This is a genomic window from Methylobacterium sp. Leaf466 (assembly GCF_001425565.1).
Taxonomy (GTDB): Bacteria; Pseudomonadota; Alphaproteobacteria; order Rhizobiales; family Beijerinckiaceae; genus Methylobacterium.
On record NZ_LMRC01000032.1, the window covers coordinates 75,784 to 92,062 of the forward strand.

General features: G+C 72.1%; 12 protein-coding genes. 7 read left to right on the top strand and 5 right to left on the bottom strand.

The annotated features are described in order from the left end of the window. Positions 1–53 precede the first annotated feature (53 nt). The gene (locus ASG59_RS14115) at positions 54–971 is read left to right on the top strand and encodes a LysR family transcriptional regulator (RefSeq protein ID WP_055880506.1); all 918 of its coding nucleotides are present in this window, start codon (positions 54–56) and stop codon (positions 969–971) included. Between the two features lie 112 nt (positions 972–1,083). Further along, positions 1,084–1,812, top strand: a complete 729-nt coding sequence (locus tag ASG59_RS14120; protein ID WP_056409490.1) for a GntR family transcriptional regulator — start codon at positions 1,084–1,086, stop codon at positions 1,810–1,812. A gap of 46 nt (positions 1,813–1,858) precedes the next feature. Here the strand turns inward: ASG59_RS14120 and ASG59_RS14125 are convergent, their stop codons facing one another. The 4 genes from ASG59_RS14125 to ASG59_RS14140 all read right to left on the bottom strand — a co-directional run bounded on the left by ASG59_RS14125 (position 1,859) and on the right by ASG59_RS14140 (position 7,601). Next, positions 1,859–2,749, bottom strand: a complete 891-nt coding sequence (locus tag ASG59_RS14125; protein ID WP_056409492.1) for a polysaccharide deacetylase family protein — start codon at positions 2,747–2,749, stop codon at positions 1,859–1,861. Between the two features lie 27 nt (positions 2,750–2,776). Beyond that, positions 2,777–5,239: a branched-chain amino acid ABC transporter ATP-binding protein/permease gene (locus tag ASG59_RS14130; protein WP_056409495.1), complete on the bottom strand. Its 2,463-nt coding sequence runs from the start codon at positions 5,237–5,239 to the stop codon at positions 2,777–2,779. Positions 5,240–5,242: 3 nt separating this feature from the next. Further along, complete coding sequence (locus ASG59_RS14135) at positions 5,243–6,112, bottom strand: branched-chain amino acid ABC transporter permease (protein ID WP_055880517.1); 870 nt, start codon at positions 6,110–6,112, stop codon at positions 5,243–5,245. Between the two features lie 241 nt (positions 6,113–6,353). Continuing rightward, complete coding sequence (locus tag ASG59_RS14140) at positions 6,354–7,601, bottom strand: ABC transporter substrate-binding protein (protein ID WP_244475717.1); 1,248 nt, start codon at positions 7,599–7,601, stop codon at positions 6,354–6,356. 221 nt (positions 7,602–7,822) lie between these two features. Between ASG59_RS14140 and ASG59_RS14145 the strand changes: the two genes are divergently transcribed. The 3 genes from ASG59_RS14145 (at position 7,823) to ASG59_RS14155 (ending at position 11,613) form a co-directional block, all read left to right on the top strand. Beyond that, positions 7,823–8,239, top strand: a complete 417-nt coding sequence (locus tag ASG59_RS14145; RefSeq protein WP_055880522.1) for a nuclear transport factor 2 family protein — start codon at positions 7,823–7,825, stop codon at positions 8,237–8,239. A 58-nt stretch (positions 8,240–8,297) separates the two neighbouring features. After that, a complete protein-coding gene (locus ASG59_RS14150; RefSeq protein WP_055880525.1) occupies positions 8,298–9,695 on the top strand; it encodes a Wadjet anti-phage system protein JetA family protein in 1,398 nt (465 codons plus the stop codon). A gap of 274 nt (positions 9,696–9,969) precedes the next feature. Then, positions 9,970–11,613 carry an ABC transporter substrate-binding protein gene (locus tag ASG59_RS14155; protein WP_056409497.1) on the top strand — a complete coding sequence of 548 codons (1,644 nt, stop codon included), beginning with the start codon at positions 9,970–9,972 and terminating at the stop codon, positions 11,611–11,613. A gap of 196 nt (positions 11,614–11,809) precedes the next feature. Here the strand turns inward: ASG59_RS14155 and ASG59_RS14160 are convergent, their stop codons facing one another. Beyond that, on the bottom strand, positions 11,810–14,497 hold the full coding sequence (locus tag ASG59_RS14160) for a PAS domain-containing protein (RefSeq protein ID WP_056281469.1): 2,688 nt from the start codon (positions 14,495–14,497) through the stop codon (positions 11,810–11,812). 206 nt (positions 14,498–14,703) lie between these two features. Here ASG59_RS14160 and ASG59_RS14165 point away from each other — a divergent pair, with 206 nt between their 5' ends. Beyond that, entirely contained in the window at positions 14,704–15,336 is a 633-nt protein-coding gene (locus tag ASG59_RS14165) for a DUF4194 domain-containing protein (RefSeq protein WP_056409499.1), read from the top strand. A gap of 97 nt (positions 15,337–15,433) precedes the next feature. Further along, positions 15,434–16,279, top strand: coding sequence for a DUF1206 domain-containing protein (locus ASG59_RS14170; protein WP_056409501.1), 846 nt, complete (start codon positions 15,434–15,436; stop codon positions 16,277–16,279).

Sequence of the window (16,279 nt, forward strand, 5' to 3'; positions counted from 1 at the left end):
CCGGCATAAACGGAAACGATGGAAACCCATCGTTTCGCAAAAGCAGGGTTGCCATGCGCCTACCCGATTTCGAGGCCTGGGCGATCTTCGCCAAGGTGGCCGAGGCCGGCTCCTTCGTGCGGGCCGCGGCCGACCTCGGCCTGTCGAAGGGCACCGTCTCGAAGGCGGTGAGCCGGCTCGAGGCGCGTCTCGGCGCCCCGCTGTTCCACCGCACCTCGCGAAAACTCTCGCTCACCGAGACCGGGCGGCAGGCCCGCGAGGGCGCCGCGCGGCTGCTGGCGGAGGGAGAGGCGGCCGAGGCGCTGGCGATGGCCACCACGGCCGAGCCGCGCGGCCTGGTGCGGCTGGCCTGTCCGATGTCGTTCGGGGTGCTGCACGTGGCCCCGCTGCTGCCGGCCTTCCTCGCCGCCCATCCGCAGGTGCGGATCGACCTGGCGCTGAGCGACGCCGTGGTCGATCTCGTGGGCGAGGGCTTCGATCTCGCCCTGCGCATCGCGGCGCTGGCCGATTCGAGCCTCAGGGTGCGCCGCCTGTGCCCGATCCGGCGTTCGCTGGTGGCGGCCCCGGCCTATCTCGACCGGCACGGCCGGCCGCAGGCGCCGGCCGACCTCGCCCACCACGCCTGCCTCGGCTACGCCCACCTCCCGAGCCCCGACCGCTGGCGCTTCGTGAGCGAGACCGGCGAGGAGGCGAGCGTGGTGCCGGGCGGGCCGCTGCGGGCCAACAACGCCGACGCCCTGACGCCGGCGGTGCTGGCGGGCCTCGGCCTCGCCGTGCAGCCCGATTTCATGGTGTGGGAGGACCTGGCCGCCGGCCGGCTCGAACGGGTGATGACGGCCTGGGCGCCGCCGCCGATCGCCCTCAACCTGGTGATGCCCCCGGGTGCCCTGCGCCCGGCGCGGGTGAGCGCGCTGATCGGCTTCCTCGAACGGGAACTGGTGGCGCGGCCGTGGAACACGCCGGGGCCGTGACCGGATGTGACGGGCTGGTCCCAGTCGTGCTTACGGTTGTCCGACAGGCGCGCGCGCAAGGAACATGCGCAAGGACCGCGCGCAAGACGAACCATGATCGACGGGGGGACGGATGGCGGCCAAGGCGCAGACACACGACGGCACCGGCAAGGTCGGGTCGATCTGCCGGTCCCTGCGCCGGGCCATCGTCGAGCGGGCGCTGCTGCCGGGGGACCGCCTGCCCGAGGATGCGCTGGGCGAGCGCTTCGGCGTCAGCCGCACCATCGCCCGCCAGACCCTGGGGCAGCTGGCGGCGGAGGGGCTGGTGGAACTGCGCCGCAACCGCATCGCCGTGGTGGCGACCCCGAGCTGGGAGGAGGCGCGCGACACCTTCGAGGTCCGCATCTCGCTGGAGCGCCTGGTGATGCAGCGCCTCGTCGGGCGAATCGGCCCGGCCCAGGAGGCGGCGCTGCTCGCCCATATCGACGAGGAGGATGCCGCCCGCCACGGCACCGAGGCCGCCTCGATCCGGCTCGCCACCGAGTTCCACCTGCTGCTCGCCGAAATGACCGGCAGCCCGGTGCTCGGCCGCTACGTCGGCGAACTCGGCTATCGCTGCGCCCTGATCCTGTCCCTGTACAGCCGGCCCCATTCCTCCGATTGCGCCGTGAGCGAGCACCGCGAGATCGTCGCCGCCCTGGTGGCGGGGGACGCCGAGCGGGTGATCGCCCTCATGGACCACCACCTCGACGCGGTGGCCGAGCGCGCCCACATCGTCGCCGAGCCCCCCCGCGACCGCGACCTCGGACGCCTGCTGGCGCCTTATGTCGAGGGCGGGGCGGCGAGGCGGAAGGCGGGGTGAGGGGAGCGGTGTCGGCCGGAACCCGATTGAGCGAAACGCGCAGCCCTCACCCACCCACCTCCGGCAGCCGCCCGGCGTAGTCCGCGATCCCGCCGGCCGTCGTCAGCCAGACGTCGTCCCGCCGCGACGCGATATGGGCCAGGGCGGCGCGCAGCGGGCGCAGGCGGTGGGGCTGGCCGACGATGTAGGGGTGGAGGGCGATGCCCATCACCAGGGGCGCGGCGGCGCTCTGCGCCAGCATCTCGTCGAAGGCGTCGACGATCATGTCGGAAAAATCCCGGGCCGAATCCTTGCGCGCCACGATGGCGGGGATGTCGTTGAGCTCCTGCGGGTAGGGCACCGAGAGGATGCGCCCGCCGCCGCGGGTGGCAAACCACACCGGCTGGTCGTCGTGGGCCCAGTCGAGGAGGTAGCGGTAGCCGGCCTCGGCCAGGAGGTCGGGGGTGATGCGCGACTGCGAGATCCACGGCCCGAGCCAGCCGGCCGGGGCGCGGCCCTCGTGACGGGTGAGGGTGGCGGTGGCCTCGGCGATGAGCGCGCGTTCGGCGGCCTCGTCGAGGGGGCCCTGGCGCTCGGCGTTGGTGCGGCCGTGGCCGACGATCTCGTCGCCGCGTGCCCGGAACGCCTCGATCAGGCCGGGGCAATCGGCATAGAGCCGGCTGTTGACGAGCACGCTGGCGGGGAGCCGCAGGCTGTCGAACGCCTCGGCGAGCCGGAACGCGCCGACGCGGTTGCCCCAGTCGCGCCAGGCGTAGTTCAGCACGTCCGGCTGCGGCCCGCCCGGCGCCAGCTCGGCCCCGAGGCCGGAGCCGAAATCGAAGGTCTCGAGGTTGAGGGCGACGTAGACGGCCAGGCGCCTGCCCTGCGGCCAGTCGTAGACCGGCCTTTGCGGGAGGGCGCTGTAGCCGTAGCGGCCGTGTCCGGGAATCGTATCCATGGGGTGTCTTCGTGAGGGGTGGAGGGATCAGGCGGCGCCGAGGTAGGCCGCTTCCAGGGCCTTGTCGGCGGCGAGCTCGGCGGCCGAGCCGGCGGTGACGACGCGGCCCTGTTCGAGCACGTAGCCGCGGTCGGCCACGGTGAGCGCCAGGGCCGCCATCTGGTCGACGATGAGGATGGTGACGCCCTGGTCGCGCAGCTCCGCCACCACGGCGTAGAGGGCGTTGATCATCGCCGGGGCGAGGCCGAGGGACGGCTCGTCGAGGAGGAGGATGCGGGGTTTGGCCATCAGCCCGCGGGCGATGGCGAGCATCTGCTGCTCGCCCCCCGAGAGGAGGCCGGCCCGGCTGCCGGCGCGCTCGCGCAGGCGCGGGAAACGGTCGAGCAGGGCCTCGATCTCGGCGGGGTCGAGGGCCTCGGCCCGGCCGTGGGCGCCCAGGCGCATGTTCTCGATGACGGTGAGTTCGGGAAACACCTGGCGGCCCTCGGGCACCAGGGCGAGGCCGAGCCGGGCGATGCGGTGGGCCGGCAGCGCCGCGATGGCGACGTCGTCGAGCAGGATGGTGCCGGTGACCGGGCGCAGCAGGCCCGCGAGGGAGCGCATGGCGGTGGACTTGCCGGCCCCGTTGGCGCCCAGCAGCGCCACCGTCTCGCCGGGGCGCACCTCCAGGGCGAGGGCGTCGAGGACCGGCGCGGCGCCGTAGCCGGCGGTGAGCCCCTGCGCGAACAGCACCGCGTCGGCCGGCCCGCGCCAGGGTGTCTCGCGGGGCCTCGCCGGCGTGTCGGCCCCGCCGAGGTAGGCGCGCAGCACGGCCGGATCGGTGCGGACGGCGGCGGGCGTGCCCGCGGCGATGGGCCGGCCGGCGTCCATGACGAGGACGTGGTCGGAGACGCTCATCACCAGCGGCATGTCGTGCTCGACCAGCACCACGGCGATGCCGCAGCCGGCGATGCGGCGCAGGAGGCCGCCGAGCGCGTCGGTGTCGGCCCGGGTGAGGCCGGCGGCGGGCTCGTCGAGCAGCAGCACGCGGGGGCGGCCGGCCAGCGCCCGCGCGATCTCCACGAGGCGACGGTCGACGTGCGGGAGTTCCCCGGCCGGCCGGTCGAGGCGGCCTTCGTAGCCGGCAAAGTCGAGGAGGGCGGCGGCGTCCCTGGCGTCGCCGGCGCGGGGCCAGCGCCAGAGCCGGCCCGGATCGAGGGCGAGGACGACGTTGTCGAGGACGCTGAGCGAGCCGAACAGGCGGGTGGTCTGGTAGGTGCGGGCGATGCCGGCCCTGGCGATGGCATGGGCGGGCGCACCGGCGAGATCCGCGCCGGCGAGGCGTATGGCGCCGGCGTCCGGCCGGTAGAAGCCCGAGACCATGTTAAGCACGGTGGTCTTGCCCGCGCCGTTGGGGCCGATGAGGCTGGTGACGGCGCCGGGGGCGGCCGTCACCGAGACGCCCTCGGCCGCGCGGATGCCGCCGAAGGCGATGCCGATGCCCTCGATCGCCAGGGGCTCGCCGCCACGCCGGTAGAGGAGGCGCGTCACATCGGGCGAGGGCCGGGGCGGCTCGGGGGCGGGCTTGGGCAACAGCCGCGCCAAAGTCCCGATCAGCCCCGAGGGCACCAGCCACAGCACCACCAGGGTGGCGAGGCCGAAGAACAGGAGCCGGTATTCGGCGAGCCCCGCCAGCAGTTCCGGCAGGAGCACGGTCACGAGGGCGCCCACCAGCGGCCCCAGCACCGTGCCGGCCCCGCCCACCACCACCGAGAGGACGAACAGGATCGACTGCGAGAACGGGAACGAACTCGGCGCGATGAATAGCATCAGGGGCGGCAGCACCGCGCCGGCCAGCGCCGTCAGCGCCGCCGAGATCGCGAAGGCCAGGGTCTTGACCCGCACCGGGTCGAACCCGAGGGAGGCGGCGGCGACATCGGCGTCGCGCACCGCCCGCATGGCACGGCCGAGGCGGCTCAGCGCCAGGCGGTGGAAGCCGTAGAGGGCGCCACCCGCTCCGAGGACCGAGAGGAGCGCCAGCTCGCGCTCCAGGAACGCGTGGCCGAACAGGGTCGGGCCGCCGGTGACGACGAGGCCGTTCTGGCCGCCGGTGAGCGCCCCGCCCTCGATCAGCCCGTGCTCGACGATGAAGCCGAAGGCGATGGTGACCATGGCCAGGTACGGCCCCTTCACCCGCATCGCCGGGATCGCGAGCAGCCCGCCGATGCCGGCCCCGATCAGCGCGGCGGCCGGAAGCGCCAGCCAGAAGCTCACCCCGGCCAGCGTCAGGATCGCGCTGGCGTAGGCGCCGATGGCGTAGAACCCGGCGTGGCCGAACGACATCAGCCCGGTCAGGCCGAGGAGCACGTTGAGGCCGGTGCCGGCGATGGCCGTGAGCGCGACGAGGGCGATCACGAAATGCGCGTAGCCGGAACTGACCATCACCAGGGCGAGGCCGGCCAGGGTGAGGCCGGCGATGGCCAGCGGCATCGCGTGAGGCGAACGCAGCATCGCTCAGACCTTGTTGACGGCGGCGCGACCGAGCAGGCCGTCCGGCCGCAGGGCGAGCGCCAGGATGATCACGGAGAACACGACGATCTGGGTGTAGGTCGAGCCGAGGGTGGCGGTGACGAGCGCCTCGGCGAGACCGTAGAGGAGGCCGGCCAGCACCACGCCGGTGGCCGAGCCGATGCCCCCCAGGATCGCCACCGCGAAGGCCTTGATGCCGAACAGGGTGCCCATCTCGGCCGAGACCGAGAACAGCGGCGCGATCAGCAAGCCCGCCACCCCGGCGAGCAGCGCCGAGAGGGCATAGGCGCAGGCCACGGTCCGGCGCACGTCGATCCCCATCAGCCGGGCGGCGTCGGCGTTCTGGGCCACCGCCAGCAGGACGCGGCCGAGGTCGGTCCGGCGGAACACCGTCCGGATGGCGAAGGCGACGCCGAGGCCGACCACGGGGATGACGAGCTGCAGGGGATAGAGGCCGGTGCCGAGGATCTCCACGGGCCTGGTGGCCAGCACGGAGGGCAGGCTGCGCGGCTCCTTGCCGAAGGTGAACAGGATGGCGTTGTCGAGGACGATGCCGCCGGCCACGGTGGCCAGGAGCCAGGAGTCGGACGCCCGCTCGACGAAGGGCCGCACCAGGAGGCGTTCCACCACGAGGCCGAGCAGCGCGCAGCCGGCGAGCGCCAGGAGCACGGCCAGCGGCATCGGCCAGCCGAGGGTGACGCCGAGGGCGTAGCCGAGCACCGCGCCCAGGGTCACAGCACTCCCTTGTGCGAAGTTGACGGTGCCCGACACCACGTAGGTGACGTGGAACCCGAGCGCGATCAGCCCGTACATGCTGCCGAGGCCGAGGCCGCTGACGAGGGTTCCGGTCAGCATGGGGTGGAGCCTTTCGGGTTGGCGGGGGCCGGACGTCGGACCGCAGGAGACGCCGGATCGGGCGCGGGTCCCTTCTCCCAGGGGGAGAAGGACAGGTTGAGGGGCGTGCCCCCTCCGGAACGGTCACTCCCCTCACCCCTGCGCTCTCCCCCTGGGAGAGGGAGCCCGTCGCGGCGCACGAACGACGTTGCGCCCTCGGAATCGGGTTGCGACGGGACCACCGGCAGCCCGCCCCCTCCCCTCAGTTGCCCACCGCGACGATCTCGCCGTTCTGGAACCGGGTGAAGACGTAGTCCTGCGGCCCGAGCGCGTCGTGCTGGCCGGGGGCGAAGGGTTTTTCGTAGGTCTTGATCAGGCCGGGATAGGTGGCGACCTTGTAGAAGCCGTCGCGCACCTCCGGTCCCTTGGCGGAGCCCGCCGCCTTGATGGCCAGCGCCAGGAGGTGGGTGGCGTCGTAGGCGTTGGCGATGCCCACCGCCGGGGTGACGTCGGCCATCGACTTGATCGCCGGGTACTTCGCCTTGAGGGCGGTCAGCACCGCGGTCGCCTTGGGAGACGCGTTGCCGGCAAAGGTGAAGGTCTGGATGAAGTGGACCTTGGCGGCACTCGGGCCGGCCAGTTCGTCGAAGCGCCCGCCGGCAGGGCCCCAGTGCGAGACCACCGGCACGCTCCAGCCCATCCGGTCGAGGGATTTGACGACCTGCGCCGAGGGGCCGACGTTGCCGACCATGAACAGGGCGTCGGCGCCGGCCTCCTTCAGCCGGGTGAGCTGGGGCACCATGTCGACGTCGGAGGCCTCGAACTTCTCGATGCCGGCCGCGGGCAGGTTCGCGCCCTTCAGGGCGGCGGTCAGGCCCTTCTCGTTGGACTCGCCCCAGGCGTTGTTGACGAGGATCATGCCCGGCTTCTTGGCGCCGTAGGTCTTGACCGCGTAGGCCACCAGCGCCTCGTCCACCAGCGCATCCACCGCCGAGACCCGGAAGGCGTAGTTGTCGGCGGCCCCGTTGCGGGTGATGCCGGTGCCCGCCGCCCAGGGGCCGAGGAAAGGCACCTTCATCTGGTTGGCGATGGGGACGATGGCCATCGACACCGGCGTGTCGAGGCCGCCCACCAGCGCCACGACCCCGACCCGCTGGACGAGCTCGCGCGCGGCGAGCACGCCCTTCGAGGGGTTGGCCTCGTCGTCGCGGGCGACGAGTTCGAGGGGCTGGCCGAGCACGCCGCCGGCGGCGTTGATCTCGTCGATGGCCAGCCCGATGCCCCGCGAGATCGCCTCGCCGGACTTGGCCGACTGGCCGCTCAGCGCCGTGACGAGGCCGATCTTGAGGGTCTCGGCCGCGTGGACGCCCGAGGCCAGACCCAGCCCGATCAGGGCCACCGTCCCCAGGGCCAGCCGGCGTGTCGGCGATCGGCGTCCTTTGGCGTTCGGAGCCCGGGCGTTCGGAGCCTGAGTTTTCAGAGCCTGAGGTTTCATGGCCTGGGCGTTCATGGCGTCGTCTCCGGCTGAGGGTTACGGGCCTTTGCGCAACGGCCGTGCCATGCGCGTCGCATGGGCTGACGCCTTGCAGAGTCAGGCGAATCTCGGTTCGATGACGCCTCGCTGCCCAGATCGGCGCCAAACTGCATGCACTTGATGCATACACTTCGGCGCGATTCGCGCAATCCTGCCGCCGGACCCGATCCTGCCGCCCTCTCGAGGAGACCCCATCCATGACCACCGGACCAGCCACCGACACGACGCAGCGCGACGCGGCCGTGGTCACCGCCTATCTCGAAGCCTCGATGGTGCCCGACCCCGAGCGGGCGGCGGGCTACATGGCGCCGGGCATCCCGATCACCTTCACCGGCGCCCGGCTGTTCCACCACCCGCGCGAGGTCACCGCCTTCAACGCCGGCCGCTACGCCTGGGTGAAGAAGCGCATGGAACGCCTCGACGTGGTGCCGGGCGACGGCGTCACCACGGTCTACAGCCTCGGCACCCTCTACGGCGCCTGGCCCGACGGCACCCCCTTCGAGGGCAACCGCTACGTCGACCGCTTCACCGTGCGCGACGGGGTGATCGTGACCATGGAGGTCTGGAACGACAGCGCCGAGCGCCTGCTCACGAAGCACGGGATCACCGCCTGAAGGGGGAGCCCGCGGCGTTGACAAACGCCGGCCCGGCCGTCTGTCCTGCGCTGGACCCATGCTGTTCACCCGCCTCTCCGACGACCTGTTCCGGCCGCTGGCCTCCCCGAGCCGGGCCTTCAACGCGGCCCTGCTGCTGCACCTGCACACCCGCGTCTTCGCCGACGTCGCCGACCCCCTGCGCAAGGGCGAACTCCTCACCGAGATCGGCGATTTCGCCGAGGCCTTCAGCCAGGGCGAGATCGCCGACGACGAGACCACCCCGGCGGACCCGGTCGAGCGCCGCTCGGCGATCTACCGGCGCCTGCTCGATGCCGGCTGGCTGACGGAGCGGCGCGAGCGCTACGTGCCGGTGGTGGAGTTCGACCCCGAGGCCCGCCTCCTCATCGAGGAGCTGGCCCGGCTCGACAGGGGCGAGACCCGCTCCTACGGCGGCGCGGTGCTGGAGGTGCTCGGCAGCCTGGAGAGCGCCATCGCCAACCCGGCCGACCGCTCGGAGGCGCTGGTCAATGCCGCCAAGGCGTCGCGCGCCTTCCTCGGCCACCTGCGCAGCCTGGCCGGGGCCATGCGCAAGGTCGAGGAGCGCATCCTGCGCGAGGACGACCAGCGCGCCGCCTTCCGGCTCTACTTCGAAGAGTTCGTCGCCCGCCACCTGGTCAGCGACTACCGCACCCTCCACACCCGCCTGAACCCGTTCCGCTTCCGCTCCGGCATCGTGCGCGAGGCGGCCCGGGCCCTGCGCGACGCCCTCACCATCCGCGCCCTGGCGGAGGCCGGCCTGCGCGAGGGCCGCGCCCCGGACCTGGGAAGCGCCGAACGGACCGTGCGCGGCGACCTGGCCGAGATCCTGGCGGTCTTCGAGGGGCTCGACCGGCATCTCGATGCGGTGGACGCGGTGGTCGCCCGGCTCGAACGGCGGATCGCGGCGGCCCTGCGCTACCTCGACCACCGCGATTCCGACCGGATCGAGCGGGTCGCCGCCGCCCTGCGGGCGGTGGGAGCGACGGGCACCCCGCCCGATCCGCCGCCGATGGCTCAGGTCTCGCTGCTGCACCCGCCGGTGGGTGAGCCCCACCTCTACCGGCCGCGCAACGCCCGCCGCCCGATCCTGGCCGAGCCGCTGCCCGAGATCTGGCTCGATCCCGCGGTGGAGGCCTTCATCGCCGCCAAGGACGCCTTCCGCCAGCGGGTGGCGGTGACGCCCGAACGGATGATCGCCTTCGTCGAGGGCCAGCTCGGCCGATCGACGGCGATCCGCGGCTCGCAGATCCGGGTGACCGACGTCGACGCCTTCGTGGTGTTCCAGCGCCTGCGCGAGCTCGACGTGCTGTTCGACGGCGCGCTCGGCCAGCGCTACCGCCTGTCGCGCCTGGAGGGCCGTGTCTCCAACGGCTGGCTCGACTGCCCGGATTTCCTGCTGGAACGGACCGGGCTGCGGGTGGTGCGGGAGCGCTGAGGCGAGGCCCAGCGGGGGGCGCATCCCCCTCCCCCTCGCGGGGAGGAAGGCGGGTCGCGGGTCCCGCTGTCGGCTTTGGACGGTCGGGCACCGCCCCCTGTCTCGCCCAACCGATTCGTTCGACGGCGTTGCGTAAACTGTATGCAATCTGCCCAATTCAGGTCAGAGGGCGCCCATTGTTTCCACTTTACAGAAAATAATATTCTCTCCAGTGAAGTGCATACATCCTCGCCCCCGGCGGGGTGTTTCACATGAAACGAATGGGAAGCCGGTCATGGATCCCCTGTCACTCACCCGCCGCGGTCTGATCGGCGGCGCGGCGGCGCTGGCCGCCCTCGGTCCCGGTGCGTCGCGCTCTTTCGCGCAGACGACGACCGGCACCCCTGCCGGGGCTCCCGCCGGCACCCTCAACTACGGTATCTCGATGAGCGACCTGCCGCTCACCACCGGGCAGCCGGACCGGGGTGCGGGCGGTTACCAGTTCACGGGCTTCACCCTCTACGATCCGCTGGTGGCCTGGGAGATGGACGTCTCCGACCGCCCCGGAAAGCTGGTGCCGGGTCTGGCCACCTCCTGGGAGAGCGACCCGGCCGACCGCAAGAACTGGGTCTTCAAGATCCGCGAAGGCGTGAAATTCCACGACGGCTCGCTCCTCGACGCCGATGCGGTGATCTGGAACTTCGACAAGGTCCTCAACAAGGAGGCCCCGCATTTCGACCAGCGCCAGGCGGCGCAGGTGCGCCCGCGCCTGCCCTCGGTGGCCAGCTACAGGAAGCTCGACGCCTCCACGATCCAGGTGACGACCAAGGCAGCCGACTCGCTGTTCCCCTACCAGATGCTGTGGTTCCTGGTGTCGTCGCCGGCCCAGTACGAGAAGGTCGGCCGCGATTGGGCGAAGTTCGCCTTCGAGCCCTCGGGCACCGGCCCCTACAAGCTCGCCGGCCTGACCCCGCGGGTGCGGGCCGAGCTCGTGCCCAACGAGGCCTACTGGAACCCCAAGCGCGCCCCGAAGCTCGCGCGGCTCATCCTGAGCTGCCTGCCCGAGGACCTGTCGCGGGTGAACTCGCTGCTCAGCGGCAGCGTCGACCTCATCGAACTGCCCGCCCCCGATTCGGTGCCCCGCCTCAAGGCCGCGGGCATGCGCATCGTCGGCAACGACACGCCCCACGTCTGGAACTACCACCTGTCGATGGTCGAAGGCAGCCCGTGGCGCGACCTGCGCCTGCGCAAGGCGGCCAACCTCGCCATCGACCGCGAGGGCGTGGCCACCCTGATGGGCGGGCTCGCCACCCCGGCCGAGGGCCAGGTGCAGCGCTCGAGCCCGTGGTTCGGCAAGCCGACCTTCAAGGTCGGCACCGACATCGACGCCGCCCGCAAGCTGATGAAGGACGCCGGCTACTCGGCCCAGAACCCGCTTAAGGCCAAGTTCATCATCCCCACCGGCGGCACCGGGCAGATGCTGTCCCTGCCCATCAACGAGTTCATCCAGCAGAGCTGGGCCGAAATCGGCATCGCGGTGGAGTTCCGCACCGTCGAGCAGGAGGTCGCCTACACCGCCTGGCGCCAGGGCGCGGCCGATCCGAGCCTGAAGGGCATCACCGCCAGCAACGTCGCCTACGTCACCTCCGACCCGCTCTACGCCATCATCCGCTTCTACGATTCGAAGCAGATCTCCCCCAACGGCGTGAACTGGAGCCACTACCGCAACCCGGAGGTCGACGCCCTCTGCGACAAGGTCAAGCAGAGTCTCGACCCCAAGGAGCAGGACGCGATGCTGGCGCGTATCCACGAGATCGTGGTCGACGACGCGGTGCAGGTTTGGGTCGTCCACGACACCAATCCCCACGCCCTGTCCCCGAAGGTGAAGGGCTACACCCAGGCCCAGCACTGGTTCCAGGACCTCACCACCCTGTCGTGAGGGCGCGCTCCCGCCGACGCCGTCGCGTCGTCGGCGGGGTCCTTGCCGATCCACCGCCCGCTTGCCTCGGATTGCCGGGCGATACGGTTTCCACTCGAATCGAGCGGGACCCGTATCACCGAGCCCGCACGGCGCCTGAGCGAAGCCCATGTCCGCATCACGACGTGATCACCCGGAAATGGGATGACGGGACGGCCTACGTCCCGATCATCGAGCGGATGCGGGCGGCCATGGTCTCGATGGCGAAGGGCTTGGTCAGCACCGCCATGCCGGGGGCGAGCGAGCCGTTGCCGACGGCGGCGTTCTCGGCGTAGCCGGTGATGAACAGCACCTTCAGGGCCGGCCGGCGCGCGCGCGCGGCATCCGCCATCTGGCGTCCGTTCATGCCGCCGGGCAGGCCCACGTCGGTGATGAGCAGGTCGATGCGCACGTCCGACTCCAGCACCCTGAGGCCCGCCGCGCTGTCGGACGCCTCGATGGCGGTGTAGCCGAGGTCCGCCAGGACGTCGGCGATCAGCATGCGCACGGTGGATTCGTCGTCCACCACCAGCACCGTCTCGCCCTGGACCGAGCGCGGCAGCCGGGCGATGTCGGTGGGGGCCTCCTCCGGCGCGATCTCGCCCTCGTGCCGCGGCAGGTAGATGCAGACCGTCGTACCCTTGCCGACCTCCGACGTGATGCGGACCTCCCCGCCCGACTGCTGGGCGAACCCGTAGATCATGCTGAGCCCGAGGCCCGTGCCCTGCCCGATCGGCTTGGTCGTGAAGAACGGCTCGAACACTCGCTCCACCACCTCCGGCGGCATGCCGATGCCGGTGTCGGTGACGCTCAGGCACAGGTACTGCCCCGGCGGCATGTCGTGCCCGCGCGCCGCCTGCGCGTCGAACCGGGTGTTGGCGGTCTCCACCGTGATGCGGCCGCCCTCCGGCATCGCGTCGCGGGCGTTGATGCACAGGTTCAGGAGCGCGTTCTCGAGCTGCGAGGGGTCGACCAGGGCCGGCCAGATCCCGGCGGCGGCGGCGACGTCGATCGGGATCGCCGGCCCCACCGTGCGCTGGATCAGCTCGCGCATGTCCGCCACGAGGCGGTTCACGTCGGTGGGCTTCGGGTCGAGGGTCTGGCGGCGGGAGAACGCGAGCAGCCGGTGGGTCAGCGCGGCGGCGCGCTTCGAGGCCCCCTGCGCCGCGGCCATGTAGCGTTCGACGTCGTTGAAGCGGCCCTGCTGCATCCGGGTCTGCATCAGTTCGAGCGCACCCGAGATGCCGGCCAGCAGATTGTTGAAGTCGTGGGCGAGGCCGCCGGTGAGTTGGCCCACCGCCTCCATCTTCTGGGCCTGGCGCAGGGCCTCCTCGGCCGCCATCAGGTCGCCGGTGCGGGCCGCCACCTGCTCCTCGAGGGTCGCGTTGAGGGCGGCGAGCGCATCCACCGCCTCGCGCACCGCCGCATCCGCCCTGACCCGTTCGATATGGGCCCAGCAGCGTTCCGTGACCTCGCGGACGAGGGTCAGGTCGTGCGCGGTCCAGGTGCGGGGGACCCGGTCGTGGATCGCCATCAGGGCGGTCAGGCGGCCGTCCTTGATCAGCGGCATGCAGATCGTGGCGGCGATGCCGATCGCCTGGAAGGTCGCGGCCTCCTCCGGCGCCAGCTCCGCCAGGTTGTCGTTGACGATCAGCGGTTCGCCGGCACCGAGGTCGCGCACCGCACGCCTGCCGAAGGCGGCCAGGCTGTAGTGACCGACGATGCTGGGGGAGCCGGGTGCGGCCCAGTCGCCGCGGATGGTGAAGCCGTCCTCGTCCGGGTCCATGTCCGCGTAGGCGCAGTTCGACAGGGACAGGTGCTCGGCCACCATCCGCGTGGTGGTGGCCAGGATGGCGTCGGCGTCCACGCTCTTGGCGGTGGCCACCCCCAGGTCGTCGAGGAAGCGCAGGCGGGCCTCGTTGGCGCGCAACGCCTCGTCCGCCTGCCGCCGGCGGGTGATGTCGATGGCGGTGCCCAGCGCCCGCAGGCAGCGGCCGCCCTCGTCGAACAGGCCCCGGCCCTTGGCCGCGACCCAGCGCACGAGGCCGTCCTCCTTGCCGACCGTGCGGTACTCGACGTCGTAGGTCGCCCGCTGCAGCGGATCGAGGGCCGAGGCGAAGGCGGCGACGGTCGCGTCCCGGTCCTCCGCGTGCAGGCCGCCGTAGAAGTCGTCCATGGAGCAGGGCACGTCCGGCGAGATGCCGAACATCGCCTTGGTGCGGTCCGACCAGGTCAGGACGCCGGTGGAGAGGTCGAGGTCCCAGGTGCCGATCTCGGCCGCCGCCACCGCGAGCTGGTGCGAGACCTCGCTGAAGGCCAGGCGCTCCCGGCTGGCCTGCCGTTCCGCCGCCAGGATCGCGTTCTGGGTCTCGAGGGCGCAGAGGCGGTCCCGGTCGAGGGTGACGTCGAGCTGGCTGGCGAAGAAATACGCCAGCGCCCCGGCCGCGTCGGTGACCGGCGCCAGCAGGAGCCGGTTCCAGAACGGGGTGCCGTCCTTGCGGTAGTTGCGGATGTCCATCTCGACGGCCCGCGGCACCGCCAGCGCCTCCCGCAGGCGGGCCACGTCGTCGGGATCGGTCTCGCCCCCCTGCAGGAACCGGCAGTTGCGGCCCAGGATCTCCTCGCGGTCGTAGCCGGTGAGACGGCAGAACGCCTCGTTGACGAAGACGATCGGATTGTCGGGCAGGCGCGGGTTCGTGATGACCATCGGCATGCGCGTGGCGCGCACGGCCGCGGGGAACGGATCGAAGCCGCCGTCGGTGCCGGCGATCTCGGCGCCGATCCGGGTCTCGTCGCGCAAGAGCTGCTCGACGGAGTCCCGCGGGATCGACGGCTCGGTCGTGTGGTCCTTCGAGGTCTCGTCCATGCGACCGGCGGTATACCCGACAAAGGATCGTTTTTCACCGCGCCCGGCCACGCGCCGCGGGCGATCGGGTCCCGGACGAGGTTCTTCGCGAGCGGGACGTTCTGGGAATCGGGTTTTTGCGGGACATGTTCCCGGCTTGTCATCGGGGAGGACGGCCCGCCGGCCCGTGCTAGGAGGAAGGCGATCCGAACGCCAGCCGGTCCGCCATGCTTGAAGCCTTCCGCGCCATCGTCGACGGCGACGAGCCCCCTCCCCCCGGGGCCCGCGCGCCCGACGAGACCGAACTCACCCGCGCCCTGCAGGTGCTGCTCAAGAGCCAGTGCGTCTATGCCGGCACGCCGGGCATCGGCCGCTCCTACGAGATCGCCCGGCACTACGCGCCGTTCTTCCAGAGCTACTTCTCCGGCCTCGGCTACGGCTTTGAGGTCTCGCACCGCGACCAGATGGTGTTCCTGCGGGTTCCGACCGACGGGGTCCGCCACGACGGCCAGGCCGAGCGCCTGCGCAAGGACGAGACCCTGGTGCTGCTGGCCCTGCGCCTCGCCTACGAGGAGGGCTTGCGCGACCACCGCGTCACCACCGAGGGGGTGGTCGAATGCACCACCGACGACATCGCCGAGTCGATCCGCACCGCCGCCCGCAGCGATCCGCCCGAGGAGACGCGGCTCACGGAGATCCTGCGCCTGTTCGCCCGCAAAGGCGCGCTGCGCCTGGGCGAACGCGACAAGGCGGAGCGGATCACGCCCCTGATGGTGCTGCCGGGCATCGCGGTGCTCTCGCCCGACGCCTGGATGGACCAGGTCCGGGCCTGGGCCTCGCGCGGTGAAGACGAAGGGTGACGGGGGAACGGCCGAACGCCCTGGGTCGTTTCCCGTGGCCTTAGCCGGCTCGGCGATCGCCTCCGGCCGCACCTGCCGGAGAGCCTCGTTGTTTCGCATGGACGCGCCGACGCTCGAACACATCGCCCGGCTCGGGTACGGCGCCCGCGGGGCGGTCTACTGCCTCGTCGGCGGGCTCGCCGTCCTCGCCGCCGTCGGCACCGGCGGCCAGACCGGGGGCAGCAAGTCGGCCCTGACCGCCCTGCTGACGCAGCCGTTCGGGCGGATCTGGCTCGGGCTCGTCGCCCTGGGCCTGCTGTGCTTCGCCGTCTGGCGGATCGTCGAGGCCGCCACGGACGCCGATCGCCACGGGCGCTCGGGCAAGGGTCTGGCGGTGCGCGCCGCCCATGTCGTCAGCGGGCTGACCAACGCGGCGCTGGCGCTCAGCGCCGGGCAGCTCGCCCTCGGCCTCGCCCTGTCGAGCCGGGACAACGAAGCCGCGCAGGATTGGACCGCCTGGCTGCTCGGCCAGCCGTTCGGGCAGTGGCTCACCGGGATCGTCGGCCTCGTGGTGATCGGCATCGGCCTCGGCTTCCTGCGCAAGGGCTGGTCGGGCGACGTCGTCAAGCACCTCGCCCTGCCGGCGGGCGCCGGGTCCTGGGCGGTCCCCCTCGGCCGGCTGGGCTTCGCCGCGCGCGGAGTGGTGTTCGCGCTCATCGGCGGCTTCCTCGTCCTGGCCGCCGTCCACAGCCGCTCCTCGGAGGTGAAGGGCCTGGGCGAATCCCTCGTCTTCCTCCGCAGCCAGCCGTTCGGATGGGTGCTCCTGGGGCTGACCGCGGCCGGCCTGTTCGCCTTCGGCCTGTTCAGCTTCGTCCAGGCCCGCTACCGCCGCATCGACGCCCCCGACATGGCCGACGGAAAGGCCGCCCTGAAGAACGCGGCGTCCTCGCTGCCGGGGCGGTGA